The following is a 26660-nucleotide window of genomic DNA, read 5'->3' on the forward strand; positions in this document are numbered from 1 at the left end:
CGACGGGAGCGACCGATCGCGCGACCTCGCGTGCCCGGGACGCGACCGACGGGCGGACGGGAGGCGCGGTGCGGGGCCGACCCGCGCCTCCCGTCCGACCGTGGCCGGGTCGCAGGACACGCCGCACGTTCTCCGCCGAGGTCGCACGACACGCCGCGCGCGCACGCCGGAAGCGGCCGATCGTGCGACCTCGACGGCGGCCGCGCGCACTACCCGCGCGCGAAGAGGCGCGGACCGCGCAGGCGCAGCCGCATCGTCACCGTGCCGAGCCACCGGTCGTACTTGTAGCCGACCTTCCCCATGCGACCGACCTCCTCGAAGCCGAGCCGCTCGTGGAGCCGGATCGACGCCTCGGCCTGGCGGTCGGCGATGACGGCGACGACCTCGCGGACGCCGGCCGAACGGCACTCGTCGATCAGCGCCTCCATCAGGGCCCGCCCGAGCCCCTTCCCGCCGGACGCGGCACCGAGGTAGATCGAGTCCTCGACGACGCGGTTCGACCGGTCGCGGGGGTTCCACGGGTCGACGAGCGCGTAGCCGAGCACCTGCCCCGAGGGGTTCTCAGCGACCAGGAACGGCAGACCGCGACGACGGATCTCGTCGTAGCGGCGCTTCCACGCGGCGAACGTGAACGCCGACGGGTCGAAGGTCACCGAGGAGTTCCGGACGTAGTGCGTGTGGATCTCGCGGACGTCGGGGAGGTCGCTGGGCTCGGCAGCGCGGATCGTGTAGGTGAACGCGGCCTCGGCGGGGACCGGGGCGCGCAGGTGTCGCGGCAGGACCCGCCGTCGCTGGTATTCCTCCTCGAGCACGGGTCCGAGCCTATGCCGCGGGCAGGGTCCAGTCGACCGGTTCGGCGCCCTGCGCGACGAGCAGCTCGTTCACCTGCGAGAACGGGCGGCTGCCGAAGAACCCGCGCGAGGCGCTGAGCGGGCTCGGGTGGGCGGACGCGACGACCGGGGTGTCCCCGAGGAGCGGCCGGACCGAGGCCGCCTGCGCACCCCAGAGGACGGCGACGAGGGGCTTCCCACGGGCGACGAGGGCACGGACTGCCTGGTCGGTGACGGCCTCCCAGCCCTTCCCGCGGTGGCTGCCGGCGACTCCGGCCTCGACGGTCAGGACGCGGTTGAGCAGCAGGACACCCTGGGCCGACCACGCCCGCAGGTCCCCGTGCGCCGGCGGCGTCACGCCGAGGTCGGCCTCGAGCTCGCGGTAGATGTTCGCCAGGCTGCGCGGGACGGGTCGCACGTGCGGGTCGACCGCGAACGACAGGCCGACCGGGTGCCCGGGCGTCGGGTACGGGTCCTGTCCGACGACGAGGACCCGGACGTCGTCGAACGGCTCGGCGAAGGCGCGGAGGACGTGCTCCCCGGCCGGGAGGTACTGCCGACCGGCACCGGTCTCGGCGCGGAGCCAGTCGCCCATCCGGTGGACGTCGTCCTCGACCGGGGCGAGGGCCTCGGCCCAGCCGGGGTCGACGAGGTCGGCGAGCGGTCGGGCCTGCACGGGGCTAGGCGCCCATCGTGGCGACGGCGACCGAGTCCTCGCCGGCGACGACGCGCCAGACGCTGCCGGTGCCGCGGACCTCGAGCGCACCCTCGCCCACGACCAGCGTGGTGTCCTCGTCGATCGCCAGGCCGGCGGTCACGAACTCGGCCTCGGCGCTCGCGATGAGCCGGGCGAGCGTGCCGGCCTGGACGGCGTGCACGTCGATCGTCAGGTCCACCAGGCCGAGCCCCTCGCGGAGTTCGACCTCGTCGAGGCCCTCGGAGGCTTCCTCGGGGCAGATCTCGACGCCACCGATGCGCCAGCCGCCGACGAGGGCACGATCGGCGGCGATCATCGCGCCGGCCGAGTAGCCGAGGTAGGGCAGGCCGTCGGAGACGAGCAGGCGGATCTGGTCGACGAGCGGGGCGACGGCGTCGAGGTAGTCCGGCGTGACCCCGCCGCCGACCACGAGGGCGTCGACGTCGCTGAGGACCGTGGTGTCGAACACCTGGCCGGCGGCGACCTCGGTGACGAGGACCTCGGCCGTGCGCGGGCCGGTCAGCACCCCGGCGATGTCGGCAGTGCCGGAGGGGCTCACCCCGGACCCGTCGGCGACGGAGAGCAGGGCGATGCGCGGGACCGTGCGGCCGACCGCTGCGGAGCGGACCGTGGCCTCGGCGACGAAGGGCGCGGCGGCGTCCGAGGCGGCGAAGGGTCCGCCGCCGACGAGGTGGATGCTCACGACTCGGCCGTCACCGGGGCGAGGGCGCTCCACGGGAAGGTGATCCACCCGTCGACGCGACGCCAGACGTGGTCCGGCTCGAGCACGGTGCCGGGCTTCGAGTAGAGGCAGGCGCTGCGGACGTCGGCGCCGGCGTTCCGGATGATGTCGACCACCAGGCGCAGGGTCCGGCCGGAGTCCGACACGTCGTCGACGACGAGGACGCGCTTGCCGGCGAGGCTCGGGGCGTCGAGCGCCGGCGACAGGATGACCGGCTCCTCGAGGCGCTGCTCGACGTCGGTGTAGAACTCGACGTTGATCGAACCGCACTCCTTGGTGCCGAGGGCGTAGGCGACCGCACCGGCGATGATGAGCCCACCGCGGGCCACGGCGACGACGACCTCGGGTTCGAAGCCGGAGGACAAGACGTCCTTGGCGAGCAGGCGTGCTGCGTCACCGAACTCGAGCCATCCGAGCACCTCGGGCCCGCTCGTCACGGTCACGGTCGAGGGAGCCTGGGCGGGTGACCCGGATTCGCTGCTGATCGGCATCCGACAACGGTACCGGCACGGACCCCGCGCCCGCGACCCGCACGTGCGGCCCGGGCGCGTGCGGGCCGGGTGCGGGCCGGGTGCGCGGCACCCGCGGGGATCACACCCGCGGCGTCAGCTTCCCCCGCGCGAGCTTGTGCTGGGCCGACTGCGCCACCGGGCGGATCGTCACGAGGTCGAGGTTCACGTGCGCCGGCAGCTCGACCGCGTGCACGATCGCCTCGGCGACGTCCTCGGCCACGAGCGGCTCCGGCACGTCGTCGTAGACCGCCGCGGCCTTCTCCGCGTCGCCACGGAACCGGGTCAGGGCGAACTCGTCGGTCTTCACGAGGCCCGGCGCGATCTCGACGACCCGGATCGGTTCACCGTTCAGCTCGAGCCGGAGCGCAGCCACGAGGGCGTGCTCGGCGAACTTCGCGGCGTTGTACCCGCCGCCGTTCTCGTACGCCACGTGCCCGGCCGTGCTCGTCACCGTGACGATGTCGGCGCTCCCGGCGTCCGCCGCGCGCCGACGAAGGTGCGGGAGCAACGCCGCGACGACCCGCTTCGTGCCGATCACGTTCACCTCGAACATGGCGCGCCAGTCCTCGACGTCCGACTCCTCGACCGACGCGGACCCGAAGGCGCCGCCGGCGTTGTTCACGAGCACGTCCGCTCCCCCGAGCTCGTGGACACGGGCGGCCAGCGCCTCGACGTCGGAGGCGCTGGTGATGTCCGCGACGAGGACGTCGGCTCCGGTCGACCCGGCGAGCGCCTCGAGCTTCGAGGCACGGCGGGCGACGGCGAGCACGTCCCACCCGTGTGCGCGGAACAGTCGGACGGTCGCTGCTCCGATGCCCGAGCTCGCTCCGGTGACGACTGCGCGACGAGATGCCATGTGCTTCCTCCAGGGGGACGGGGTGGGATGTCCCAACCGTACCGATCCGGCAAGGTCACGATCGGGTAACGTGACCGGCGATGACGACGGACGCCGCCCCTCCCGCGCCCTCGGCGCCCGCCTCGCAGCTCGAGCCCGGACGTGCGAAGCGCCGTATCCCGATGTGGGACACGGCGCGGTTCCTGGCGGTCACGCTCGTGGTGATCGGCCATGCGATCCAGCGCCAGACGGCGGCGAGCGAGCACGCCCTTGCGCTGTACACCTTCATCTACGCGTTCCACATGCCGGCGTTCGGTGTCATCAGCGGGTACTTCTCCTCCGCCGACACCCCGACCGCGAAGCGCATGCGCCGGACGATCACGGACATCGTCGTGCCGTACATCATCATGCAGACGATCTGGACCGTCGTGCAGGCCCTGGTCGAGGGCGGGAAGAAGTTCAACCCGACGCAGCCGACCTGGACGCTCTGGTTCCTGCTCGCGCTGGGGATCTTCAAGCTGATCCTCCCGTACCTCGCACAGCTCCGGTGGCCGCTGTTCTGGGCCGTCGTGTTCAGCATCGGCGTCGGCTACTTCGACAACGTCGACTCCACGCTCTCGCTGTCGCGGGCGATCAGCCTCCTGCCGTTCTTCCTGCTCGGCTGGCAGGTGAAGCAGTGGGGCGTCTTCGACCGCTGGTACGAGGCTCCGCGGCGGGTCGTGGTCCGGGTGCGCATCGCGGCCGGTGCGGTGTTCGTGGCGTGGGCGGTGGCGTGTGCGATCTGGATCCCGCAGTTCAAGCAGTTCGACCTGCACCACTGGTTCTTCTACGACGACTCCTACTCGGGACTCGGCGAGGACGCCTGGTGGGCCGGTGCGGTCCGCTTCGGGCTGATGCTGCTGGCGACCCTCCTCACCGCGTCGTTCCTGCTGCTCGTGCCCCGTCGGAACGTCTGGATCACGCAGTTCGGCGCGGCGACGATGTACGTGTACCTGCTGCACACGTTCGTGCTCTACCCGATCCGCGAGTCCGGGGTGCTCGCCGGGCAGCACTCGGCGTGGCCGTACGTGCTGCTCATGGTGGCGATCGCCTGCGCGGTGAGCCTGTTCCTCGCCCAGCCGTTCGTCCGCCGGGGGATGCGCTGGCTCCTCGAACCGAACGTGCGCTGGCTCTTCCGCCGCGAGCAGTGACATCCCCGCGCAAGCCGTCGTCTTCGCTGCGCTCAGTCGGCGGCGCGCGACGTCGCGGCAGGCCGCGACCTCCCCCCGTGGTCGCCGCCGGCGTGTGAGTGCGCACGCACGGGCCAGGAGGCGCGGCTCGCCTCCGCCTCGGTCGTTACGTCCCGAGGCGGGCGCGCTGGTGCCGACGCGACCACCTGCGTACCGTGACGGGCGACGCACAGCCGCGCCGCGCCTCCTGGGCCGAGCGCTGGGCGACCCGACGACCCGACGACCGCCACCGGACAGGAGCACGAGATGACCCAGAACGACGCCGCCCAGTGGCGGTTCGAGACCACGCAGATCCACGCCGGCGCACAGCCCGACCCGACCACGGGGGCCCGCGCGACGCCGATCTACAAGACGACCTCGTACGTCTTCGCGAACTCCGACGAGGCCCGTGACCTCTTCGCCCTGGCCAAGCGCGGGCAACATCTACTCGCGCATCATGAACCCGACGAACGACGTCGTGGAGCAGCGGATCGCGGCGCTCGAGGGCGGCTCCGGGGCGCTCCTGGTGTCGAGCGGCCAGGCGGCGGAGACCTACGCGGTGCTCAACATCGCGGGCGCCGGGGACCACATCGTGTCCTCGTCGTCGATCTACGGCGGCACGTACAACCTGTTCAAGTACACGCTCGCGAAGCTCGGCATCGAGACCACGTTCGTCGAGGACCAGGACGACCTCGACGAGTGGCGCCGCGCGATCCGACCGAACACGAAGCTGTTCTTCGCCGAGACGATCGGCAACCCGAAGATCAACGTGCTCGACATCACCGGTGTCAGCGAGGTCGCCCACGAGTCCGGCGTGCCGCTCATCGTCGACAACACGATCGCGACGCCGTACCTCATCCGTCCGTTCGAGCACGGTGCCGACATCGTCGTGCACTCGGCGACGAAGTTCCTCGGCGGGCACGGCACCGTCATCGGCGGGATCATCGTCGACTCCGGGAAGTTCGCGTGGTCGCAGCACCCGGACAAGTTCCCCGAGTTCAACACGCCGGACCCCTCGTACCACGGCGCGGTCTTCGCCGAGGCCGTCGGCAACGAGCTCGCCTACATCGTCAAGGCCCGGGTGCAGCTGCTCCGCGACCTCGGTGCGTCGAACTCGGCGGACACCGCGTTCGCGCTGCTGCAGGGCATCGAGACGCTGTCGCTCCGCATCGAGCGGCACGTGTCGAACGCGCAGGAGATCGCCGAGTGGCTCGACCGGCACCCGGACGTCGCGACCGTCGCCTACGCCGGGCTGCCGACCTCGCCGTGGTACGCCGCGGCGAACCGCTACGCGCCGAAGGGCGTCGGGGCCGTGCTGTCGTTCGAGCTCAAGGGCGGCGTGCCCGCCGGCAAGGCGTTCGTCGACAACCTGCAGCTGTTCTCGCACCTCGCGAACATCGGCGACGTGCGCTCCCTCGTCATCCACCCGGCGTCGACCACGCACTCGCAGCTGACGCCCGAGCAGCAGCTCACCACCGGTGTCACGCCGGGGCTGGTGCGGCTGTCGGTGGGGATCGAGAACGTCGAGGACCTCAAGGCCGACCTCGAGGCCGGGCTCGCCGCTGCCCGTGCGGTCGCGCAGGAGGGCCAGCGCGCGTAGCGGCCCCGGGCGGGGGGCTGTCGCGGGGGCGACTCGGAACGACGTGGTCGTTGTCGTACGACAACGGCCACGTCGTTCGTTGCAGGCGCAACACTTGCGTGCGCCCGGGAGCGACAACGTCGATGTCGTACGACGTCGACGAAGTCGTTCCGACTCGGCACCCGACCAGCACGACGCCGACCAAGCAGCCGGCGAGCCCCCGCGACCCGCCGCAGTGGACCCGCGACGCGCCGGACGTGACGTAACACTGGCGGCCCGCGCCGCGCCTCCCGGCAGACTGGACCCGATGGACTGGCAGACGACCCCCGAGGACTCCGTGCCGTCCACCCTCGTGCCCGGAACCGAACTCGGCACGCTCGGCAAGCCCCCGGTGACCGGCGCCTGGCGCCCGGGCGACCACCCCGGCTCCCGGCACTTCGCGTCCCTCGGTGAGCAGTGGGTGCGGGGTGGACGCATCCCCGCCGTGCGCGTGGCGTACGAGACCTGGGGCACGCTCAACGCCGACCGCGACAACGCGGTCCTGGTGTTCCACGCGCTGACCGGCGACTCGCACGTCGCCGGAGCACCCGGGCCCGGACACCGCACCGCCGGCTGGTGGGGCGACGTCGTCGGCCCCGGCCGGGCGATCGACACCGACCGGTGGTTCGTCGTCGCACCGAACATGCTCGGCGGCTGCCAGGGCACGACCGGGCCGTCGTCGGTGTCGCCGGACGGCCTCGAGTGGGGATCCCGCTTCCCGTTCGTCACCGTGCGCGACCAGGTGGCGGTGCAGGCACAGCTGGCCGACCGGCTCGGCATCGACGTCTTCGCGGCCGTCGTCGGCGGGTCGATGGGCGGCATGCACGCGCTCGAGTTCGCCGTCACCCACCCTGCACGGGTGTCCCGGCTCGCGGTGCTGGCGAGCACGGCGCAGACCACCGCCGACCAGATCGCCGCGAACTCGCTGCAGCGCGCTGCGATCCAGATGGACCCGGCGTTCGCGGGCGGCGACTACTACGAGGCCGACGCCGGCGAGGGCCCCCACCGCGGGCTGGCGCTGGCTCGGCGGATGGCGTTGATGACCTACCGGGCGTCCGACGAGCTGAACGGCCGGTTCGCCCGCTCGTGGCAGAGCGACGTCTCACCGCTCGGCGACGACGGCCGCTTCTCGGTCGAGAGCTACCTCGACTTCCACGGCAACAAGTTCACCCGTCGGTTCGACGCGAGCTCCTACATCACGCTCACCCACGCGATGGACTCGCACGACGTCGGAGCCGGTCGGGGCGGGATCGCGGCGGCGCTGGCGCAGCTGACGGCCCGCACGCTCGTGGTCGGGGTGTCGAGCGATCGGCTGTTCCCGATCGAGGACCAGCACCGCATCGCGGCCGGCGTGCCGGACACCCTCGACGGTGACCGCGCGGCCGTGATCGAGAGCGAGTTCGGGCACGACGGGTTCCTGATCGAGCACGAGGCCGTGGGGGCGCACCTCCGGCGGCTCTTGGACGCATAACGCTTGCAATGACGATCGCGGCACCATCCGACACGGGATGGCGCGCCGAACACCCCCCAACGGGTGTCGCGCGTGGAATGATGGCGTGGTGCCCAGCCTGAACCAGGCTCGGTTTTCCCTCAGCCACACCGCCACGACCAGGACACCGATGGACTTCATCGCACAGGAACGCGACCGCTTGCTCCGGTCGACGACCCGTGTCGTCGGCATCGTCTGTGCCCTGGTGTCGGTCGTCGCGGTGATCTGCGCCCTCGCGGTCCCGGTCGTCCCGCTGCTCGGCGGGCTCGCCTGCATCGCGATCATGATCGCCGGCTTCCTGGTCTTCGGGTGGAACGCGTCCGTGTGGTGGACGGCGCTCATCCTCGCCTCCGGCCTCGGCGCGCTCGCACTCCTGCTGCTCGGCGTCGACGAGGCAGCGCGTCCGATCATCGCCTCCGCGGTGGTGCCCCTCGCCGCCGGCAGCATCTCGGCACCGCTCATGTCCCAGCGCGGGAGCCCTGTGGGCCTCGGGCTGACCATCCTCGCCGGGGCGATCGTCGTCGTCGCGATCGTGTGGGCGAGCGGCAGCGTCCTCGCCGCCCCGGTCACCGGCGCGCTGCTCGGGTGGGTGCTCATCGCCGTCGTGACGATCTGGATCTCCCGGAGCATCCCCCGCGTCGCCCGCCGGATCTACAGCATCGGCACCGCGCACCGCGCCGAACGCCAGGCGAGCGAGACCGAGGCGCAGCGACGACAGGGTGCCCGGCTCCTGCACGACACCGTGCTCGCCACGCTGACCCTCCTCGCGCACTCCGGCGTGGGCGTCTCCGAGCAGGCGATGCGTGAGCAGGCCGCCGAGGACGCCCGACTCCTCCGCCACCTCCGCCTCGGTGCGACGCCGCAGCCGCAGCAGTCCGGTGACTACTCGCTCACCCGCGAGGAAGAGTCCCCGCTCGGCCAGACCCTCGAGTCGGTCAAGCAGCGCTTCGGCCGCATGGGCCTCGAGGTGAGCTGGCACGGCACCGGGCAGGTCCTCCTGCCGTCGAACGTGCTCGACGCCTTCCTGCTCGCGCTCGGCGAGTGCCTCGAGAACGTCCGTCGGCACGCCGGGGTCGGCGAGGCGCACGTCACGATCGTGCACGACAACGAGATGGTCCGCGCGATGGTCACCGACTCCGGCGTCGGCTTCGACCTCACCCACGTCAGTGCCGAACGGCTCGGCTTCAAGGAGAGCGTGGTGAACCGCCTCCGCGAGGTCGGCGGCGACGCGAAGCTCTTCTCCGCGCCGGGATCCGGCACGACCGTCGTCCTGGAGGCCCCCAGATGAGCCGCGTCCCCGAGGACACCATCAGCCGCGGGCTCCCCGGCGAGACCGTGCAGCCCGCTCCGCGGACCCGACGGGAGGCGCGGGAGCGGTACCGGGGCAGCGAACGTCGACAGGCGCGCGGCCTCCCCTCCACCTCCACCGGCGCGCGCTCGCTGCGGCAGGCCGCCAAGCCCGGCGCCTCGCTCGGCGCCGGCTACCTCGGACTCGGCGCCGCGGTCCTCACCGGTATCGAAGCCGTCGCGGGGATCGTCTTCTTCCTCATCCGCTGGACGGAGTTCACCGACCCGTGGCTGCCCGCGGCCGCCTGGGCGCTCTACCTCGTCGCCGCCGTCGGGGTCGGACTCAGCCTGCTCACGTACGGCGAACGACTGACCGGGCTCGCCTTCGCGCTGATCTGCGTCGTCCTCGGCTGCGTCGTGACGCTCGACTTCATCGGCATCTGGCCCGAGCACGACATCGCCCACTCGGCGTCCGCGTCCGTCGCCGCCGGCTTCGCGCTCCTGCCCGTCGCGACCCTGCGCCCGGCCCGCGAGGTCGCCGGCCGCCATCGCCGTCCTCGGCCTCGCGTTCGTCGGGATGGCGGTCGCCTCGACGCCGATCACGAGCGACACCCTGCCCGCGATCGTGTCCACCGTGGCGCTCGTGACCGTCCCGCCGTCGATCGCGCTCTTCGTGGTGCACCGGTTCCGCCAGCTCGTGCAGCGTGAACTCGACCGGGTCCTCGTGCAGAGCAACGTGCAGGCACCGCAGTTCGCCGTGGGCATGCTCGCCTCCGACGAACTCGCCCGGCTCGACCTCGCCGCCGAGAAGCTCCTCGACGCCGTCGCCAACGGCAGCGACCCCCTGCCGCTCTCGGACGCGTCCGCCTCGGTCGCCGCCTCGCTCGCCACCGAGCTGCGCCTGCACCTCATCGAGGGCCGCCGCGAGACCTGGCTCTACCACGCGATCACGGAGTCCGACAACCTCGGCCGCTCGGTCAGCGTCGCGGATCCGCAGTCGCTCGCGGGCCACCTCTCCCCCGCGCAGCGCGACGGCCTGCTGCAGACGCTCTGGCAGATGGTCGGCGACGGCAAGCAGACCCAGGCCGGATCACCGGTCGTCTCCGTGACGCTCGGCCCCGTCGGCTCGGACGGGCACCCCGTCACCGACGAGACGATGGACGTCCCGGTCGTCTTCGAGTCGCGCGGTGTCCCCCGGCGTCGACTCGGCCCGACCGCGTGGAGCGCCCTGCAGCGGATCGGCCCGTACCAGGACTCCGTCCGCGACGGCGTCCTGCACGTCGTCGCGCACTGCGTCGTCGACCGACATCCGTCGATGTAGTCGTCGCACGGAACCGGCTGGCCCGACTGCCGGACACCCTGACCAGCCTGCCCGTGCCCCGTGGTCCGTCCCCCTAGGATCGGCCCACGACCGCCCCCGAGAAAGGACGCCACCATGGCGACTCCAGAGGAACCGATCCGACTCGCACTCGTCGACGACCACAGGATGCTCCTCGGCGCGCTCACCGAGTGGATCCGGAACGCAGCCGACGACATCACGCTCGTCGCCGCCGTCACCACCTGGCCCGAGCTCCTCACGAGCCCGGCGTTCCCGGTCGACGTCGTGCTGCTCGACCTCGACCTCAAGGACTCGATCCCGGTCTCGCTGAAGATCTCGACGCTCAAGACCGCCGGTGTGAAGACCGTCGTGATGAGCACCTACTCGGAGCCGAACGTCGTCCGCGAGGCCCTCGCCTCCGGCGCCCTCGGCTACCTCGTGAAGAGCGAGGACGCCGAGATGATCGTCGAGGCCATCCGCTCCGCCCAGCGCGGCGAGCAGTACGTCTCCGCCGAGCTCGACCTGGCGATCAACAGCGGTGACGTCGGTGGCGTTCCGAAGCTCAGCGCCCAGGAGCGTCGCGTCATGGCGCTGTACGGCGGCGGCGAGCCGGTGAAGAGCGTCGCGTACCAGCTCGGCATCTCCGAGGAGACCGCGAAGAGCTACCTCAAGCGCATCCGCGAGAAGTACCGCGTCGCGGGCTTCGACGTCGGCACGAAGGTGGCGCTGCGGAAGCGCGCGATCACCGACGGCATCATCGTCCAGGACGGCAGCCCGCTGGGCCTGTAGTGCGCCGCACGCTTCGTGAGCAGAAGAGGTCGGGTCCCGTCACAGGACCCGACCTCTTCTGCTCACGATCGGCGGTCTGCCGCACCGTCGACGGACAGGAGGCGCAGTGCGGGGCCGCCCCGCGCCTCCAGGCCGGTGGGACTCGCGTCAGCCGAGCGGGACGGGCGCGGTGATCGGGCCGGTGGTCGGCGACGACGACCGGAGCGACGCACGGCGGGTACTGCGGCGCTCGGCGCCGTAGCTCACCATCGTCATGAGGACACCGAGCAGCGCCAGCACGATACCGAGCCAGCCCGGGGCCGTGAAGCCGAACCCGGCAGCGATGACGGCGCCGCCCAGGGCCGCACCGATCGAGTTGCCGATGTTGAACGCCGAGTGGTTGAGCGCCGCCGCGATGGTCCGTGCATCTCCGGCGACGTCCATCAGGCGGGACTGCACGGCCGGCGGGATCGCGGACGAGGTCGCACCGAGCAGGAATGCACCGAGGAAGACCCCCCACACCCACTGCGCGGTGAGGACGGTGACGAGCAGGGCACCGATCAGCGCGAACATGCCGACGTAGATCGTGCGCTTGACGCTGTGGTCGGCCAGGTGCCCGCCGAGCACGCCGCCGATGACCATGCCGATACCGACGACCACGAGGACGAGCGGCACGAACGACTCCGACAGCCCGGTGACGTTCTGCACGAGCGGCGAGATGTACGAGTAGACCGCGAAGAAGCCGCCGAAGCCGACTGCTCCGAGGCCCATGACCATCCAGACCTGCGGCACGCGGAACGCCCGGAGCTCTCGGCCGATCGTCGCGTGCTCGTCACGGGCGCTGCGCGGCACGAAGGCCCACACCGCGAGGAACGTCAGGGCGAACAGGACGGCGACGACGCCGTACGCGATGCGCCAGCTGGCGACCTGCCCGACCCAGGTGATCGCCGGCACGCCCACGACGTTCGCGACCGACAGGCCGAGCAGCACCATCGCGATGCCCTTGCCGCGCTTGCCCGGCCCCATGATGTCGCCCGCCACGATGGACGCGATGCCGAAGTACGCACCGTGCGGGAGTCCCGCGACGAACCGCGCCACGAGCACGAGGCCGAAGGACGGCAGGATCGCACTCGCGACCGTCGCCAGGACGAACCCGACGAGCAGCACGAGGATCAGGCCCTTGCGCGGGAACTTCGCCGACATCGCCGCGATCGTGGGGGCACCGACGACGACACCGAGGGCGTACGCGCTCACGAGCCAGCCGGCGTGCGCGATCCCGGCGTCCGGGTCGAGGCCGTACTGGCGCGGCAGGAGTGCCTCGGCGATGTTCGGCAGGAGCCCCATCGCGACGAACTCGGTCGAACCGATGGCGAAGCCGCCGAGGGCGAGTGCGATGAGCGCGAGTGCGCGACGCGCAGGCGTGAGCTGGGACATGGTGCCTGTTTCGGGACGGGAGGAGCGGGACGGGTTCCGGACGTCGACTCGCGTGAGTCGGCTGGGACCGTCGGTGCGCGTGGTCACCGCACCGTGCCCCCGGCCCGGGGATCGCGGACGGTGCGACCGGTGTCGGGCGGAGGGTGGTCCTGGTTCAGCGGCGAACGTGGACGACCGGCCGCCGAGAGCGACCGGTCCCAGCAGTGTAGACCGCTCCAAAGGCCGAACGGAAGTCGCTCGGCCGAATCGATTCGACCCGCGTCAGGCGGCGCGACGCTCCGGCTCCGCGTGGGCCGTGACGACGAGCCCCGGGAGCTCGTCACGGTGGACCCACCCGGCGCCGCACTCGGTGCAGCTCGCCCAGGCGGTGTCGCCGTGCTCGTCCGAGTCGATGACGACCGTCCGCAGGTCGCAGTCGGGGCACCAGCCGTCGTGCATCATCACGTACTCCTCGTCGTCGTGCGTCCGATTCGCAGCCACCAGTCTTGGCTCGATGAGAACCATGAGACACCCGACCACTGACATGCGCGGGAGGCCCACGGCGTGTTGCTCGGTCCGAGGCTTGCTCCAGATGACCTCATTGCGGATTCAGCGCGGCTCGCTCGCCCGCGACGCTCTCCGCCGTTCGGGTTCGAACCGCTCGACTACGGCCCGCACCTCATCGTTGATCGCCATTGTCCTCGCTCTGGACGACCGTCTGCGCCGGCGGCTGCTCGAAACGAAGGCTGCAGCTGACTCTGGAGCCTGCCCCGCGAGAACGAGCGCCACGAAGTATCTGCGGAATTGATCGCCCTCGCGGATGAGGAGCCACGCGCCCCATAACGCCCACACCACTATTGCAAGCACGTACGAGACCGTGCCGATGCGATGATCGTTCCAGGCGACTGAGATGAACGTCGACTGCTTCTCGGACTGGAGGCCGAGCGCTGAATAGAGGGTCACAGCCAGCAATGCCGATACCAGGACAGTGAAAAGGCCCAGAACCAGGTAGCGAAACGGGTCTGCGAGTATCCCAGGCTTCAGGAGGCTGCATGCGGCCAAGTGCACGGCGTCTTCATCAATCTGGCGGTCGATAGCGCGAGTGTTTCGATCCTGCTCCCGCAGGCGCGGACGCATCTGAAGCGCTCTGGACACCCGGCGTTCGAGCCTCCCGCGGCGGCTGACGGAAGCTGCGCCGCCGAGGAGCCCACCGAGACCCGCCGAGCCCACGAGACTGGCCACGATGCCACCGATAAGTTCCGCATTCATCGGAACCACGCTATCGAGGACTTATCGGGAACCAGCGCCGAGAGCGGCCCCAGTTCGGGGACACCGACTGTCGAAGGACCCGATGGTGTCAGTCGTCGAGCGCAGCCTCGAGCCGCTCGAGCTTGCCGTCGATCTCGCCAGTGTGCCCCGGGCGGATGTCGGCCTTGAGCACGAGGGACACCCGCGTGCCGTACGCCCCGACGGCCTCGGTGGCGCGCTTGACGACGTCCATGACCTCGTCCCACTCCCCCTCGTGAGCAGGGAAGAGCAGTTGGTCCCCTTCTCCCTTGCGCCCCACGGCGCGACCACGAGAAGGAGACCTCATGCGAGTCATCGGTTACGCCCGTCTGTCCCGAGCATCCCGAGAGGAGTCAACGTCCATCGTCCGCCAGCGCGAGCTGATCGAGAAGACATGCGAGCTCCGCGGGATGGAACTCGTCCAGACGATCGTCGACGACAACGTCTCCGCCACCCGCTCACGCCTCGACCGACCTGGACTGTCCCGCGTGCGACGGATGATCGCAGACGGAGAAGCCGACGCCGTCATGGTCTGGAGACTCGACCGGCTCGTGCGCTCGGTCGTCGACGTTGGCGTGCTTCTTGACGAAGGACTTCAGATCATCAGCGCGACGGAGAGCCTCGACACGATCTCGCCGATGGGCCGCGCAATGGTCGAGATCCTCCAGGTCTTCGCGAGCATGGAGGCGAAGACGATCGGCCTCCGCGTCTCGGCGTCTCAGGAGCACCTTCGGAAGACAGGGCGGTTCCCAGGCGGAGTTGTCCCGTACGGCTATCGCGCGGTCCCCCACCCGGGCGGCGTCGGCCGAGCTTTGGAGCCCCGGTCGAGGCCGCAGTTGTCCGCCGCGCTGCCGACGAAGTTCTCGGCGGTGCGTCGGTCTACGCGACGTGCGCTCGACTGAACCGAGAGGGAATCAAGCCGCGTCGCGCCGAGCAGTGGGGACCGACCGCGCTTCAGCGGCTCCTCCGGTCGAATCACGTCCTTGGTCGAGTAAAGGCACAAGGCGAGCTCGTTCGCGACTCCGAGACCGGGCTCCCCGTCGTGTTCTGGGAGCCGCTGCTGTCGGTCGAGGACGTCGAGGCCCTTCGCCGAATCACGGAATGGGTGCCGACGCCGGGACGCGCAGCGGCGACTCAGGCCGGTCGGCGCCGCACGCGCGCATCCCGGCTACTGTCCGGGATGCTCCAGTGCCCTGGATGTGGCGGGAACCTGATCGCGAAGACTCGTGCGACAAGCAACGACATATACGCATGCCAGGCTGCCGCGCAGGGACGCAACTGCCCGCGCGGCATCGCGGTCGAATGTGTTCGTGTCGAGGCCGAGGTAGAACGGCAATTCCTCCAAGCGGTCGGGCGCTTCGAGGTCGTCGAGGCGAGGACAAGCGTCCGCGACGTTGCCCACATGGCCGCCGTGGACGAGTCAATCCGTGACACGACCGATTCGCTTCGCTACCCGTCTGCGGACGTCACTGCGCTCGTCGAGCGCTTGCACAAGCTCCGCGCGGAGCGTGAGCGCATGGAAGCACTGCCTGCCGAACCTGTGGTGGAGCTAGTGGAGACCGGCGAGACGTTCGCTGACGCGTGGCCTCGCCTCGGAATGTTGGAACGACGCCGAATGCTCCTCAACGCGGGCGCTCAGATTGAGGTGGCGCGAGCGCGGCAACGCGGGAAGTGGGATCCGTCACGCGTCGCCGTGACACTGAATGCCTGACGCCGTGGTCGTTCGGAACGCCTCGCGGGCCGCCGGAGCCCGACTTCGTCTACTGATCGAGTGGCGAAGTGACAGAAGTGACTCTCTTCTCTATCTCCTCCTCGAGGTTCGGTTCTCTCAGCAGCAGATACAGGGGACCCATCACTTCCGCCACTTCACCACCACGGGCCGTCGGCGAGTCGCACTGAGCAGGTTAGGCGCCTCGGTCCCCTCCTCTGATATGACCGCTACCTCCGCTGCCGACCCGGCGCACGCGCCCACCCCTGAAGCCCGCTTCCTCGACGCGACGAAGGCTCTCGGTTGGGACGAGGAGGTCGCCGCGCCCGCGCCCCGTGCGCTGGCCCGGCGGCAGTCCTCGGCCGGGAAGGTGTGCCTCCGATGCGAGGAGCTAAAGCCGTTCGCGGCGTTCGGCGCTGACGCGACGAGGCACGACGGGAAGGAGCTCCGGTGCCGCTCCTGCCGTCGGCGTCCCGTCCGGCAATCGGTACAAACGGCCCTTTGCTTGCCAGGGCCGTGGTCCCCTCCTCAGGTAGGCCGAGGGACGTCGGCCGCCTCGGTGGGACACACCAAAGCCCCGCGTTTCGAACTATGCCCGGAGCGCGGGGCTTTTGCCTGTCACGAAACGTTGCCTACAAGTGAGGAAGGAGCCGAGTGGTCTCCCCAAGTGGCTGCCTGTGGTGCGGCGCGAGCTTCGCCGCCAGCCGCACAGACGCCAAATACTGCTCCACCTCCCACCGCGTCGATGCTTCCCGCGCACGACGAAATCACCGTGCCGCGACGAGTGCCTTTGACAAAGCGCAGCAAGCCGTCCGGCAGGTCCTCGCTCAGCACGCCGCCGAGACGCCCGCAGCAATCCACTCAGCGCCGCTGAAGCACTTCTCCGCGCTGATCGACGACGCCCTCGTCGAAGCTCGACGCTCCCTACCGATCCCCATGTCCCCGCGCGGCGATAGCCCGCGCCCCACCGAAAAGGACCGACCCACCATGACTGATAAGCGGACCCCTGAAGAGCTCCCTGGTTGGCTCTACGCCGCGAGCCCCGAAGCGGTCGCGAAGCGCGACACCTGGCGCGAGCTCGTCGCCGCCGATAAGGCGCGCGTCGCTCCGCTCCGTTCCGAGCGCGTCGCCTTGGGCCATGAGATCGTCGCAAAGACGATCCTCACGGGCACGCAGGGGAACCCCGGCGAACGCGTGCCCAAGGCGCACGTTACCCACGCCGAGGTCGACGCGCTCTTGCGCCGTGGCCGTGAACTGGACGCCGAGGCCCGCCCTGATCCGGCAATCGCACGCGCCGAAGCGGAGCTTCGTCGACTGGCGGCCAAGACCGCCGAAGAGGTCGACCTCCGCGCCATGTCCGCCGAGGCGGTGCGCCGCTCGCATGCCCGCGTCGTCGCCGCGATCGCTGAGGCTCGGGCGGCGTTGCGTGACCGCGACGCTTCGCCCTCTACCTGGCAGCACTTCGTTGGTGGCGGGGTCGTCACCGTCGGCCGGACTAGCTACGACCTCCGCGCGTTCGAAATCGCCGAGATCGAGCAGTTCCGCTCCGGCGCGCTCACCGACGGTCTCGACGAGGGCAGCCGGTGATCGCCGCAGAGCGCGCCGCGCGCATCGCCACCGCTGTCCAGGCAGCTGCTCCGCTACCGAACCGGGTCAACGACCTCGACGAGCAAAGCCGTCGTCACCTAGCGATCCTGGCCCTCCGGGAAGGCGTCCCGCCTGAGACGTACTACCGGGAAGCCCTCACCAACAACCGAGCGCGATCGGCGCGAGACGCCCATACCGACGCCGTGGTCGCCGCAGTCCGGGCCGAGCGATGAGCGCCAAGCGAAAAGCCGTTGTCGTCGACGGCACGGTCTACATCGCTGCAGCAGGACCGGAGGACGGCGACCCAATCGCGTTCCTCGACATCAGCGACCTTCCTCGCGCCGACTAGGCACACCACCAGTTACTTCATTAGAGCGCGGGTGCGATATGCCCGCGCGCGGTTGGATACCGCAACCCTCATGCGTCCTATGCTCCCTCTCCTTCGTCATGCCCGCGAGCTCCTCGACAGCGAGCACGGTGCCCGCCTCCCACTCCTTGCTTCCGCGGGCGCCCGGCAGCACCTCCGGCGAGACCTGCTCGACGCTCTACCGGACCGTTTCTCGGCGCTGTCCTCGGACGCTCGTCGCGAGGCGGTCGCGGCGTGGGCAATTCAACTTGTCGCTGTTCACGGCGCGGCGCAGGCGAACCGCCGCATTGCGCTGCACCTCGACCGTGCGGCAGCCGCTGTCACTCACGACCGTGAGCGCGCCGAGAGAGACCGGCAGGCGGCGCGAGCTCGAATTCGCACGGTTGAGATACCGCGGCGGGTGAGCGGCTCTGGCCGCTACGTCGTCCGATGCGCGACCGGGTGCGGCCACTGGCTGCCCGCCGCTGGGCCGCGCCCCGTCGTCGCGTGTACCAGTAGTTGTGACCAGCCAGCGGGGGCGGCTCGACGCTCCAAGCGTGCGGAGCGTCGACGAGAGCGGAAGGAGTGACAACCAAGCCGCTCTTTCCCTGTTAGCACCTGCACGGGTCGCCGAACCGCGCCCAGCGGCCGTGCGATGCCACTCCCCGACGGCCCCGGGCCTCTCCCTCACCGGAGAGGCCCGGGCGTTTGTGTTCCCCCCACTCCCCTCCGCCGCACCAGGGCCTACCCCCTCCGCCGAGCCCCTACCCCTCCCGTGGCAGGCCCTCCCCCTTTGCTCGGCGCCCTACCCTCCCGAGGAGGTGCTCCGTGGCCTGGACCTCAGACTCCACCAGCGACCGCGGCGCTCGACTCCCGAGCGACTGGAGTACGCGCCGGGTCCGTGTCCTTCGGCGAGACGGCTACCGCTGTCAGGCCCGCGACTCGACCGGCGTCCTGTGCGGCAAGCCCGCGAATCAGGTCGACCACATCGTGCACGGCGACGACCACGAGCTCGCGAACCTCCAGGCGCTGTGCCGCTGGCACCACGCGCGCAAGAGCAGCGCCGAAGGAGTGGCCGCACGCCGCCCGCGGGCGAGCCGCACCCGTGCCCCCGGAGCCGCATCCCGGCATGGCGAGCTGACCGGGCGAGCCCGGCGAAGGTGGGGGGTCCCCTCCCCCCACCCCCCTGACGCCTTCCCGGTTCGGCATAGCGGCTCGCTGTGCGTACGGGCATAGAGGTCGTCATCAATCCGAGGCAACCTCACCGCGCACGCGCCTCATCAACCCCGATCCATCCCCTGAGAGGCCCTGGGAAATCCGCTGACGGATTGCCAGGGCGGCGGCACTTGCGGGAAGGGCTAGCTCACTAGATTGACGACGACACCGATCCCAAAGCTAGCGAGCGTGCTGCCGAGAACGTAGAACACTCGTGCTCCAGTCGGCCGCTCCGAGGAAGTCAACTCGAAGGGCGGCAACGCTTTGGTTGCCCCCCATACGGCGAGAGGGGTCAGCACCCAGGCGCCGCCCAAAAACACGGGCGTAAGTACGCCGTTATCGACCGTTCCCTTCGGCACTGCACTGACGACGCTAGCTACCAGGAAGACTGATGCGATTGCCATCATGGGAATCAGGAACCAAAGAGAGCGCATCCATCGCCACCAGGGGACCCGACGCCGCACAGCCTCGGTAACCTGAGACATGGCGGCACTGGTCCAGCGCGAATCAGTAGAGGAGGCGGTGATACGGACACCCTCTTCGTCGAAGCGGACCGAGACGCGGTGGCCGGTGCCGCTGCCCGCGGGGGTTTCGAACTCCAGTTCCCGGACGTCGAGATGGGTCAAGTAGCCGACAATTTCTGAAGGCCGCCCGCGAGTTCGTCGGGCGCCTTGGCCCCGCTTGGAGCGGAGGGTAACAGCCACCTCGTCGAACTTCTCAGCCGCCTCCTCTACTTCTTGCAAGCGCGAGAGAGCGCTTTCATGAAGCTGGCTGTACATCTTAACCAACGAATCGCGGGCGTCCTCGCCGCTTGCCGCGTCAGGGTGCCGTCGGGCGAACGATGCCTGTGCTTCGGCGAGGTCTTTTTGGTGTCGTTCGACCTCAGCTCGGTAAAAGGAGGTTCGCGCATCGAGGTAACTTGCACGCTGATCGGCAAGTTGACGCTCCATCGCCTCCAGAATCGGAAGGAGGTCTGATGCACTTCCCGCCCACGCCATGAATCGACGGCTGTCTGAGAGCGAATCCGAAAGCTGAGCCATTTCTTCATCGTCTCACGAGCCGGGGGCATACCCAGAGCTCGCGCGCATCGGTCCTCGGGCCAGCTTTCAATTGAGGTCGAAATCGAGCTCGCCGTCCGCCGCCGCGCGCCTGATCTCCCACCGCGTCCAGTACACCGCCTGCATGAGGTCGTGCAGCTTGGACACGATTGCGTGCCGGACGGTCCGATCGGTCGTGACATTCGCGAGTCGGGCGAGCGCGTCGTCGTCCTCGTGCAGGAGCCGACCGTAGAGGTAGTCCATGGCGATCTGATCGTTGCCGAGAAGTTGCCCGGGTCCCAGTCCGTTGTCCGCTTCGAGCCGACCGGAGTACATGTGCGCGCCGATCAACTTCCCATCCTTGACCCGCCCGTTCACGAGTGACTTCAGTCTCGCGAGTTCGGCGTTCCGCTCCGAGCCGACCGACTGGCGAAGCACGTTGACGACCTTCGGCAGGTAGTTGTCCTCGTCCTGGGCGAAGAAAACTCGGCAACGCACAGCGTTCGCTTCGAGCTCGTCCTCGCTGAGGTTTGGCACGCCGAAATCGAGGTCGGTGATCTGCACCCGGTTAGTCCCGGGGATGGGCTTGCCGATGAATCGCAATTCCCATCCCTTGGCGTCCATCGCTCGCGCCTCGAACAAGCGCCCTTGCAGCGCGCGGTCCGCTCGTGCAAGGAACTTTGCTAGTCGCGCACGCCTCACCTCGGCGCTCAAGCCTCCGGGTCGCTCGTTCACGTTCCGAGCTTCTCACGAAGCGCCGACACCACAACCCTCGCCGCACTTCCGCGGTGATGGCTTTTCATCCCCGTCCGGCGTCGCGTTGCGAGCGGCAATGAGGCCGCCTGACCTGACACCTTCGGGGCGATTGGGGCTCTCGTCGTTAGCTGGTGACTTCTTTCACCGTTATGTCTTGCGGTCCGTTCCCGCGGCCACCACGGCTCATCTTCAGGAGGTGCTCGCCGTTTGGTCGTCGGAAGACGAACCACCAGGCGTGATTGCCCTTCCCCTTCCGCCGAAGCGCGAGGCGCAGGTCTCCGACGGTCCAAGAACCGTCCTCATTTGCTCGTTCCCAGCCGCTTACGAGGTCCCGAATGAGCTGAAGGGGAACTTCATCGGGCTCGAGCCGCAGCACCTCGCTAGCGCCAGGGACGGGGGCACCGAGCTCGGCGTACTCGACCGGGAAGTTGTCGGGGTCATCTTCGGCTTGGGCATCCGCCTGATCGTTTTGGACCGCCGCGACGGCGTTTTGCGCAATCTTCTCGGTCAGACGCCCCTCGGAAGCTGCCGAGGAGCGGCCCTGCTTCAGAAAGATTGCCACCGCCACAAGCAAGCCGGCGACAGTAACTCCAACTCCGACCACGCCGGTTCGATCAACGAAGCCGTCGGCGAAGCGCGCTGCCATCACGGCGAACGCAACAATCACCAGGCCACTGCCGATCAGCAAGCACCACTCGATTCTGGAGAGCGGCCGTTCTGCCCTTTGAGCATCCGTCATGGGTTGACACTAGCTTGGAAAGGCTGCGGAACAGACCCGCTCACCAGTCCCTTTCAACGTCAACCGCGCCTGACCTCCTTCCCAACTTTCCGGGCGCGCTCCGCGAGCCCGGCAAGCCGACCCGCCTTTGCGCGCACGAGCACGAGCACGAGCCGCAGGCCCTCCAGCAGCTCCGGCGCATCGGCGATCCCGCTTGGGTCCACGGCGTACGTCATGCCGGACGTCCACCTCGGCAAGGGCGCGATCGTCGTGCGGTGTAAACGCCGTGCGGACGTCGCTCACGGGCGACCAGCTCGACGGCCCCGCCGAGCTCCGCGCCTCCCGCTCGGATGCCTGGGATAGCAGCGGTGCGGCGTCGCCGATCACGCCTGCGCAGTCATCGCGCTCGCGTCGCAGACTCCAGAGGCGCCTCGCGTCCGCGGCGGTCTCGGGCGCGAGCTCGCGGCGGGACGATCCGGCTCGACCGTCATGCACGATGCGGCCCCTGCGAGTCGCTCGATTTCGAGCGCGCTCTCTGGGAGACCCTCGACCGAAAGGCCGCCTTCGGATTGTGACCACTGGCCCCGTCAGCTTCCCGCTGACGGGGCCTTTCGTCGTTCAGTGCCTTCGACGTCGAGCCTTCTCCAACACAGCCTCAGCAATCCACCTAGTGAGCTTCGCGCCACCGTCAGCCGCCGCGGCGTCCTCCAACCCGACGAGTTCGCCGCGGTGAGCGCCTTGCCGAGGTCCGACCGTGACTCCATGCCCGGACCGTACGCGGCTCCGGGAGTTGGTCCTCCCCGAGAGACTGTCCCCCGTGGGACCTCGCCGCTCGAATCGCTACACGCCGCCGGTGACGGCGCCCTTCAGCCTCCCCGAGGAGACAATCGGCGGGCCGGTCACCGGCGCGGGGCTCCTCCCGGTCCGTGCCTACGTGCAGGCACGGGAGGGGCTCGTCCGCGTCGACGGTCAGGCTGTCATGCAGACTCCCGACGCGGTCCTCGTGCGCTTCGGTCACGGCGACGGCTACCCGCTCCAGGCGTGCGTATGGTGATCCGCCGTGAACCACAGAGAAGCCCCCCACCCGCACGAGCTAGTGAGGGCCTTTGGCGTATCCGGCGGGCGCCGCCAATGTCAGAGAGTGGTCTTCCAGTAGCCGACCTCGGCGTCGAGGCGGACCCGGTCTCCGCAGGTGGCGGAGTAGGACTTGACCTCCGCGCCGACGCGAATCCGCCAGTCCTCGTGTAGTGCAAAGGGGCGGTCACCGCGAGCTCCGAGCTCCGCGGACGGCCGCCACGAACGTGACGACCGACACAGCGACCGCCGCCAGGGACACCGCGAATGTGATTATCTCGTTGCTTTCAGCTTTCATGATGGGACGAGCGGCCCCCCTCCGAATTCGTTTCGGGAGGTGGCTTGTCCTGTCCCGTTCGCGCTCAGAGCTCGTCGATCGCGCGCTCCAGCCGTTCGACCTTCCCGTCAATTTCGCCGGTGTGACCCGGGCGAATGTCGGCCTTCAGGACAAGGGATACACGGCTCCCGAAAGGCGCAACCGCTTCGGTTGCCCGCTTCACGACGTCCATCACCGCATCCCAGTCCGGGCCCTCGACCTCCGTGAACATTGACGTCGTGCGGTTCGGGAGTCCGCTCTCGCGTACGACCCGGACGGCCGCGGCGACGGCGTCGTGCACCGAGCCGTCTTCGCGCCCGTTGCCGCTCGGCGAAACACTGAATGCGACCAGCATCACGCATAGCCCTTCCATGTACTCTTCTGCACTATCGCGCCGCCGAATTCTTTTGGCATGGACCGACAGGCTTCGAGGTTTGCGAAATTCACACGGCTCCCCGGAGGATCTTCATGAAGGTCGCACCGCTATCCTTATCATCCCAAGCCGCCTGGATATGACGAGTGAGAGCCGGGACATCCTTCGCCACCGTGCTGGGCCAAAGATTCGGATTGTATTCTTCAACACGAAGCATGTGATCGACGTCGAAGATAGCGCCAGTACCCTTCGCGCGAATGAGAGCGACCGGCCGGTCCGCATTCATCCGCATTCCTAGTTCAAAAAGCACGTTTGGGTTATGCTCGGTCAAGTCAGCGAGGACGAGATCGGCTTCAAGTAGTTCATTGACGATCGTCGACTGGATAATATCCGACCCTTGCCGCTTGGCAGTGCGCACCGTAAAGCCTGCCGCGGTGATCGCGGGAGTCAGCAACGACGTCAAGACCTCCTCGAAAAACCCGATTGGCTGCTCGTCCGTGTGCTCAGTGAAGGGCATAGCAATGAAACAAACGAGCTCTCCGTCGACACTTGGTGCAGACGCGTCCTTCAGGCTCGCGCTAGGGGCCGCGACAAATACCGAGCCGCTCACTCCGCGCACTCCCGCCGGAGAGTCCCCGGGCTTGAAGTCATTGCCAATGCCAACGAACCGAGCGTTCTTCTCGAAGAGTTCGATGAATTCAGGAACGATAGAGGGATCGAGTTCGAAGGTCTGGGTCAGAGTGTTAGTTCGATACGGCTCTTCGGGCAGATTGCTGCCGCCGTAATATGCAACGACTTTACGGAAAAGGTCGACGCTAAGAAACGCCGCACGCAGCGCCTCCTCGCTTTCGCCGGGATAACTCGGGGAGATGATCTTCCGCCCCGCGTCGGTAATCGATATCTCCGAGGATGAGTTCGTGCCGTCGGTGAGGCCGAAATCGCGAGACGCGGCAGCCAGGTAGAAGAAGTTCGAAGACTTTCCGCCACCCATGCCAAGGGCCCCGGCCACATCAGCCGGGCTCCACGGCTGGCCGCCGTTCTTCTCCTTGATTGCGCGAGGGACTCGAAGTGCTTGTTCGAGCGTTCGGCGCGGGTAAGGCCGCGCGACCGGCGACCGCTTCGCTCGTCCCGCACCGGGCACCGAATCACCCTCGGCCGTGTCGACGTCTCCCGCCTCAGCGGCTTCGTCCACGGCAACATCGCCGTCCGTCCCAGCAGCGCCGTCACTGTCGGTCACACGTATCCCCTAGCTCTTCAGATCCCGCAATACGGCGAGATCAGCTCATCTTGTCATATACACTTACGCCCTATCGCGCCCTCGACCTCGGTGAACATCGACGAGGTGCGGTTTGGCAACCCACTCTCGCGGACGATGCGCACAGCTGCGGCGACGGCGTCGTGCACGGACCCGTCCGAACTCGCGGAGGGACCACCGGACGGGGCGACGGAGAACGCGACGATCATGCGTCCATTCTGCCCCGCTCCGGGACGACCGGTACGGGCGCACCGCCGGCCCCGACGCCCAGTCGGACGATCGCGACGACGCTCCAGACCAGCACCCCGACCTCGAGCGCGTTCCGGACCGTGAGGACCACGAGCACCCAGGGCTGCACGGTGAGCACCTGGTCGTAGAACCCGGGGTAGATCACCTGCGTCAGCAGCGCCATCGGGATCGCGGCGACGGCGACGGGGAGGAAGCGCCGGGCGCTCGGACGACCGGCGACGAGCCCCCACACGATCGGCACGGCGAACCACCCGATGTACTGCGGCGACCCGACCTTGTTCGCGGCGACCAGCGCGGCCACCAGGAGCAGTGCCAGCAGCGGCGCGGCCTCGGCCCGGTGCGCGCCGCGGTGCACGGCCCAGAGCGCGAGCAGCACCCCACCGACGACGACCACGGCCATGAGCGGCGTCGACACCGCGGCTGCCGCGTGCGTCCCCGCGCCGGACACCTCGAACGTCAGGATCTGCTGGTCGTAGTAGACCGCGGCACCGGGGACGCCGAGCGCCGCCGCCCACATGAAGGGGGTCGCGAGCGGCGCCTCGATCTGCAGCGCACGGCCGCTCTGCTGCCCCACGAACGAGAGCAGGTGGGCCGCACCCCCGTACAGGACGTCGACGAGGACGATGAGCGTAGTCAGCACGAGTGCGCCGACGAGCACCCCGCGGCGGTGGCCACGGCGGAGCAGCAGGAGCACGCCCACGAGCGCCGCGGGCCACACCTTCGTCCATGCGCCGGCGGTGAACAGCACCGACGCGACGGCCGGCCGCGACGCGACGAAGGCCACCCCGACCAGGGCGAGGACGGTCGCGACGGTGTCGATGCGCCCGAGGCCGATCGGTCCGAGAGCGAGCAGGAAGGCGAGCCACCACCACACGACGCGCACGCCGAGCCCACGGAAGCGCCACAGGAACGCGCACGCGACGGCGTCGAGCACGACCATGAGCACGAGCCACCCGGTGCCGATCGACGTCACGCCCCCGACGGCGGCAGCGGCCATCGGGACGATCGCGAGGATCGGGTACACCCAGTCCTCGTCGATCCCGACCCAGAACCCGGACAGGTGGCCGGTCTCGATCCACCGCCGGTAGGTGATCGTCACGTCACCGAGCGGCAGGTTGCCCGACACGGTCGTCAGCCACCAGAGGACCGCGTGCACGGCGACGAACGCCACGACGAAGACCGCGACCTCGAACCACCGCGAAGCCCACACCGGCCGCTGCACCGTCCTCTGCACCGGACGAGCGTAGCGGCACGCCCGTCACAGGTTCCCCCGAGCATGACGTGTCACCGTTCTCCGCGTGACCTCCGACACCCCGCGCACGCGCCGCACGGCCGTCATCTGGATCGCGGTCGTCGCCGCCGTCGTCGTCATCGGCGTCGTCGCCGCGATCGTCGGCACGAACCTCTACACGAGCAGCGAGAACGCCAAGGCCTCCGCCGCCCCGAGCGTCGCCGCGAGCCGCGCCCCGTCCACGCTCGACGCCGCGGACCTGTCCGGCGCATGGACGGTCGGCGGGGACTCCGAGGCCGGGTACCGCGTCCACGAGGTCCTGAACGGCTCGGACGTCACCGTCACCGGGCGCACCGACAGCGTCACCGGCAGCGCCACCGTCGACGGCACCGCCATCACGAAGGCGACCATCACCGTGCAGGTCGCCGACATCGCCACGGACTCGGCCCAGCGCGACTCGTACTTCCGCGACTCGGCGCTCGACACGTCGGCGTTCCCCACTGCGACCTTCACGCTCACCGAGCCGATCGCGGACGCGGTCCCGTCCGGCTCCGGCACGACGAAGGTCGAGGCCACCGGGGACCTCACCCTGCACGGCGTCACGAAGTCGGTCACCGCGACGCTCGAGGTCGGGCTGAACGGCGACGGCGTCGACGTCTCCGGCTCGATCCCGATCACCTTCTCGGACTTCGGCGTGCAGGCCCCGAGCCTCGGCTTCGTGCAGGTCGACGACGCGGGTGCGGTCGAGTTCCTCGTGCACGCCACCCCCGCGACCTGACGCGCACGACGCG

At 69.4% G+C, this 26660-nt stretch carries 26 protein-coding genes and 4 pseudogenes; 13 read left to right on the plus strand and 17 right to left on the minus strand.

The features are described 5' to 3' along the window. Positions 1-209: 209 nt before the first annotated feature. From QE359_RS14930 to QE359_RS14950, 5 genes are all read right to left on the minus strand, one after another. Positions 210-812 (minus strand): GNAT family N-acetyltransferase, encoded by a 603-nt coding sequence (locus QE359_RS14930; RefSeq protein WP_070416352.1) that lies wholly within the window; start codon positions 810-812, stop codon positions 210-212. Between the two features lie 10 nt (positions 813-822). Then, the gene (locus tag QE359_RS14935) at positions 823-1506 is read right to left on the minus strand and encodes a uracil-DNA glycosylase (protein WP_309779783.1); all 684 of its coding nucleotides are present in this window, start codon (positions 1504-1506) and stop codon (positions 823-825) included. Positions 1507-1510: 4 nt separating this feature from the next. Next, a complete protein-coding gene (locus tag QE359_RS14940; RefSeq protein WP_309779784.1) occupies positions 1511-2230 on the minus strand; it encodes a Type 1 glutamine amidotransferase-like domain-containing protein in 720 nt (239 codons plus the stop codon). Beyond that, positions 2227-2760 (minus strand): phosphoribosyltransferase, encoded by a 534-nt coding sequence (locus tag QE359_RS14945; protein ID WP_175473674.1) that lies wholly within the window; start codon positions 2758-2760, stop codon positions 2227-2229. Before QE359_RS14945 ends, QE359_RS14940 begins: the two co-directional genes overlap by 4 nt. Positions 2761-2860: 100 nt before the next feature. Beyond that, positions 2861-3637 (minus strand): SDR family oxidoreductase, encoded by a 777-nt coding sequence (locus QE359_RS14950; RefSeq protein WP_309779785.1) that lies wholly within the window; start codon positions 3635-3637, stop codon positions 2861-2863. 80 nt (positions 3638-3717) lie between these two features. Here QE359_RS14950 and QE359_RS14955 point away from each other — a divergent pair, with 80 nt between their 5' ends. The 6 genes and pseudogenes from QE359_RS14955 to QE359_RS14980 all read left to right on the plus strand — a co-directional run bounded on the left by QE359_RS14955 (position 3718) and on the right by QE359_RS14980 (position 11325). After that, complete coding sequence (locus QE359_RS14955) at positions 3718-4806, plus strand: acyltransferase family protein (RefSeq protein ID WP_309779786.1); 1089 nt, start codon at positions 3718-3720, stop codon at positions 4804-4806. 285 nt (positions 4807-5091) lie between these two features. Next, positions 5092-6424 (plus strand): annotated as a pseudogene (locus QE359_RS14960) (bifunctional o-acetylhomoserine/o-acetylserine sulfhydrylase). 286 nt (positions 6425-6710) lie between these two features. Then, positions 6711-7913: a homoserine O-acetyltransferase gene (locus QE359_RS14965; RefSeq protein WP_309779787.1), complete on the plus strand. Its 1203-nt coding sequence runs from the start codon at positions 6711-6713 to the stop codon at positions 7911-7913. A 148-nt stretch (positions 7914-8061) separates the two neighbouring features. Further along, the gene (locus tag QE359_RS14970) at positions 8062-9219 is read left to right on the plus strand and encodes an ATP-binding protein (RefSeq protein WP_309779788.1); all 1158 of its coding nucleotides are present in this window, start codon (positions 8062-8064) and stop codon (positions 9217-9219) included. 576 nt (positions 9220-9795) lie between these two features. Then, positions 9796-10539 (plus strand): hypothetical protein, encoded by a 744-nt coding sequence (locus QE359_RS14975; RefSeq protein ID WP_309779790.1) that lies wholly within the window; start codon positions 9796-9798, stop codon positions 10537-10539. Between the two features lie 114 nt (positions 10540-10653). Then, positions 10654-11325, plus strand: a complete 672-nt coding sequence (locus QE359_RS14980; RefSeq protein ID WP_070416359.1) for a response regulator transcription factor — start codon at positions 10654-10656, stop codon at positions 11323-11325. A gap of 147 nt (positions 11326-11472) precedes the next feature. On the opposite strand, the gene QE359_RS14985 is transcribed toward QE359_RS14980, so the two are convergent. The 4 genes and pseudogenes from QE359_RS14985 to QE359_RS15000 form a co-directional block, all read right to left on the minus strand. Beyond that, on the minus strand, positions 11473-12738 hold the full coding sequence (locus QE359_RS14985; RefSeq protein ID WP_309779791.1) for an MFS transporter: 1266 nt from the start codon (positions 12736-12738) through the stop codon (positions 11473-11475). A 261-nt stretch (positions 12739-12999) separates the two neighbouring features. Then, on the minus strand, positions 13000-13218 hold the full coding sequence (locus tag QE359_RS14990; protein WP_309779792.1) for a hypothetical protein: 219 nt from the start codon (positions 13216-13218) through the stop codon (positions 13000-13002). Between the two features lie 108 nt (positions 13219-13326). Next, a complete protein-coding gene (locus tag QE359_RS14995) occupies positions 13327-13986 on the minus strand; it encodes a hypothetical protein (RefSeq protein ID WP_309779793.1) in 660 nt (219 codons plus the stop codon). 88 nt (positions 13987-14074) lie between these two features. Next, a pseudogene (locus QE359_RS15000) lies at positions 14075-14254 on the minus strand (MTH1187 family thiamine-binding protein); the annotation flags it as partial. Positions 14255-14309: 55 nt separating this feature from the next. On the opposite strand from QE359_RS15000, the gene QE359_RS15005 reads away from it, so the two are divergent. The 5 genes and pseudogenes from QE359_RS15005 (at position 14310) to QE359_RS15020 (ending at position 17532) form a co-directional block, all read left to right on the plus strand. Beyond that, the gene (locus QE359_RS15005) at positions 14310-14906 is read left to right on the plus strand and encodes a recombinase family protein (RefSeq protein WP_309779794.1); all 597 of its coding nucleotides are present in this window, start codon (positions 14310-14312) and stop codon (positions 14904-14906) included. Then, positions 14885-15040 (plus strand): annotated as a pseudogene (locus tag QE359_RS19150) (recombinase family protein); the annotation flags it as partial. The gene QE359_RS15005 and the pseudogene QE359_RS19150, both read left to right, overlap by 22 nt. Positions 15041-15046: 6 nt before the next feature. Beyond that, complete coding sequence (locus tag QE359_RS15010) at positions 15047-15715, plus strand: zinc ribbon domain-containing protein (RefSeq protein ID WP_309779795.1); 669 nt, start codon at positions 15047-15049, stop codon at positions 15713-15715. Positions 15716-16366: 651 nt separating this feature from the next. After that, positions 16367-17299 carry a hypothetical protein gene (locus tag QE359_RS15015; RefSeq protein WP_309779796.1) on the plus strand — a complete coding sequence of 311 codons (933 nt, stop codon included), beginning with the start codon at positions 16367-16369 and terminating at the stop codon, positions 17297-17299. Beyond that, positions 17296-17532 carry a hypothetical protein gene (locus tag QE359_RS15020; RefSeq protein WP_309779797.1) on the plus strand — a complete coding sequence of 79 codons (237 nt, stop codon included), beginning with the start codon at positions 17296-17298 and terminating at the stop codon, positions 17530-17532. Before QE359_RS15015 ends, QE359_RS15020 begins: the two co-directional genes overlap by 4 nt. A 1471-nt stretch (positions 17533-19003) precedes the next feature. Here QE359_RS15020 and QE359_RS15025 read toward each other — a convergent pair. From QE359_RS15025 to QE359_RS15040, 4 genes are all read right to left on the minus strand, one after another. Beyond that, the gene (locus tag QE359_RS15025; protein WP_309779799.1) at positions 19004-19900 is read right to left on the minus strand and encodes a hypothetical protein; all 897 of its coding nucleotides are present in this window, start codon (positions 19898-19900) and stop codon (positions 19004-19006) included. 66 nt (positions 19901-19966) lie between these two features. Next, positions 19967-20521, minus strand: coding sequence for a hypothetical protein (locus QE359_RS15030; RefSeq protein WP_309779800.1), 555 nt, complete (start codon positions 20519-20521; stop codon positions 19967-19969). 256 nt (positions 20522-20777) lie between these two features. Beyond that, positions 20778-21392: a hypothetical protein gene (locus QE359_RS15035; RefSeq protein ID WP_309779801.1), complete on the minus strand. Its 615-nt coding sequence runs from the start codon at positions 21390-21392 to the stop codon at positions 20778-20780. Between the two features lie 59 nt (positions 21393-21451). After that, positions 21452-21607, minus strand: a complete 156-nt coding sequence (locus QE359_RS15040; RefSeq protein ID WP_309779802.1) for a hypothetical protein — start codon at positions 21605-21607, stop codon at positions 21452-21454. A gap of 617 nt (positions 21608-22224) precedes the next feature. On the opposite strand from QE359_RS15040, the gene QE359_RS15045 reads away from it, so the two are divergent. After that, a complete protein-coding gene (locus tag QE359_RS15045) occupies positions 22225-22425 on the plus strand; it encodes a hypothetical protein (protein WP_309779803.1) in 201 nt (66 codons plus the stop codon). Between the two features lie 382 nt (positions 22426-22807). Here QE359_RS15045 and QE359_RS15050 read toward each other — a convergent pair whose 3' ends face one another. The 4 genes and pseudogenes from QE359_RS15050 to QE359_RS15065 form a co-directional block, all read right to left on the minus strand. Next, positions 22808-23116 carry a thiamine-binding protein gene (locus tag QE359_RS15050; RefSeq protein ID WP_309780443.1) on the minus strand — a complete coding sequence of 103 codons (309 nt, stop codon included), beginning with the start codon at positions 23114-23116 and terminating at the stop codon, positions 22808-22810. 88 nt (positions 23117-23204) lie between these two features. Next, positions 23205-24371 carry a hypothetical protein gene (locus QE359_RS15055; RefSeq protein ID WP_309779804.1) on the minus strand — a complete coding sequence of 389 codons (1167 nt, stop codon included), beginning with the start codon at positions 24369-24371 and terminating at the stop codon, positions 23205-23207. A 77-nt stretch (positions 24372-24448) separates the two neighbouring features. After that, a pseudogene (locus QE359_RS15060) lies at positions 24449-24598 on the minus strand (MTH1187 family thiamine-binding protein); the annotation flags it as partial. Further along, the gene (locus QE359_RS15065) at positions 24595-25872 is read right to left on the minus strand and encodes a glycosyltransferase 87 family protein (protein WP_309779805.1); all 1278 of its coding nucleotides are present in this window, start codon (positions 25870-25872) and stop codon (positions 24595-24597) included. The pseudogene QE359_RS15060 and the gene QE359_RS15065, both read right to left, overlap by 4 nt. 64 nt (positions 25873-25936) lie before the next feature. Between QE359_RS15065 and QE359_RS15070 the strand changes: the two genes are divergently transcribed. Beyond that, positions 25937-26647 (plus strand): YceI family protein, encoded by a 711-nt coding sequence (locus QE359_RS15070; RefSeq protein ID WP_309779806.1) that lies wholly within the window; start codon positions 25937-25939, stop codon positions 26645-26647. Positions 26648-26660 lie beyond the last annotated feature (13 nt).

The organism is Curtobacterium sp. SORGH_AS_0776 (genome assembly GCF_031453355.1).
Classification (GTDB): Bacteria; Actinomycetota; Actinomycetes; order Actinomycetales; family Microbacteriaceae; genus Curtobacterium.

What these genes read in the sequence shown, in the direction of transcription:
- QE359_RS14955 (WP_309779786.1), top strand. Translation starts at nt 3,718, where the DNA reads ATGACGACGGACGCCGCCCCTCCCGCGCCCTCGGCGCCCGCCTCGCAG.
- QE359_RS15005 (WP_309779794.1), top strand. Translation starts at nt 14,310, where the DNA reads ATGCGAGTCATCGGTTACGCCCGTCTGTCCCGAGCATCCCGAGAGGAG.
- QE359_RS15030 (WP_309779800.1), bottom strand. Translation starts at nt 20,521, where the DNA reads ATGGACGCCAAGGGATGGGAATTGCGATTCATCGGCAAGCCCATCCCC.
- QE359_RS15035 (WP_309779801.1), bottom strand. Translation starts at nt 21,392, where the DNA reads ATGACGGATGCTCAAAGGGCAGAACGGCCGCTCTCCAGAATCGAGTGG.
- QE359_RS14965 (WP_309779787.1), top strand. Translation starts at nt 6,711, where the DNA reads ATGGACTGGCAGACGACCCCCGAGGACTCCGTGCCGTCCACCCTCGTG.
- QE359_RS14995 (WP_309779793.1), bottom strand. Translation starts at nt 13,986, where the DNA reads ATGAATGCGGAACTTATCGGTGGCATCGTGGCCAGTCTCGTGGGCTCG.
- QE359_RS14950 (WP_309779785.1), bottom strand. Translation starts at nt 3,637, where the DNA reads ATGGCATCTCGTCGCGCAGTCGTCACCGGAGCGAGCTCGGGCATCGGA.
- QE359_RS15050 (WP_309780443.1), bottom strand. Translation starts at nt 23,116, where the DNA reads ATGCTGGTCGCATTCAGTGTTTCGCCGAGCGGCAACGGGCGCGAAGAC.
- QE359_RS15040 (WP_309779802.1), bottom strand. Translation starts at nt 21,607, where the DNA reads ATGACGTACGCCGTGGACCCAAGCGGGATCGCCGATGCGCCGGAGCTG.
- QE359_RS14945 (WP_175473674.1), bottom strand. Translation starts at nt 2,760, where the DNA reads ATGCCGATCAGCAGCGAATCCGGGTCACCCGCCCAGGCTCCCTCGACC.
- QE359_RS14975 (WP_309779790.1), top strand. Translation starts at nt 9,796, where the DNA reads ATGGCGGTCGCCTCGACGCCGATCACGAGCGACACCCTGCCCGCGATC.
- QE359_RS15025 (WP_309779799.1), bottom strand. Translation starts at nt 19,900, where the DNA reads ATGGCTCAGCTTTCGGATTCGCTCTCAGACAGCCGTCGATTCATGGCG.
- QE359_RS14985 (WP_309779791.1), bottom strand. Translation starts at nt 12,738, where the DNA reads ATGTCCCAGCTCACGCCTGCGCGTCGCGCACTCGCGCTCATCGCACTC.
- QE359_RS14980 (WP_070416359.1), top strand. Translation starts at nt 10,654, where the DNA reads ATGGCGACTCCAGAGGAACCGATCCGACTCGCACTCGTCGACGACCAC.
- QE359_RS14970 (WP_309779788.1), top strand. Translation starts at nt 8,062, where the DNA reads ATGGACTTCATCGCACAGGAACGCGACCGCTTGCTCCGGTCGACGACC.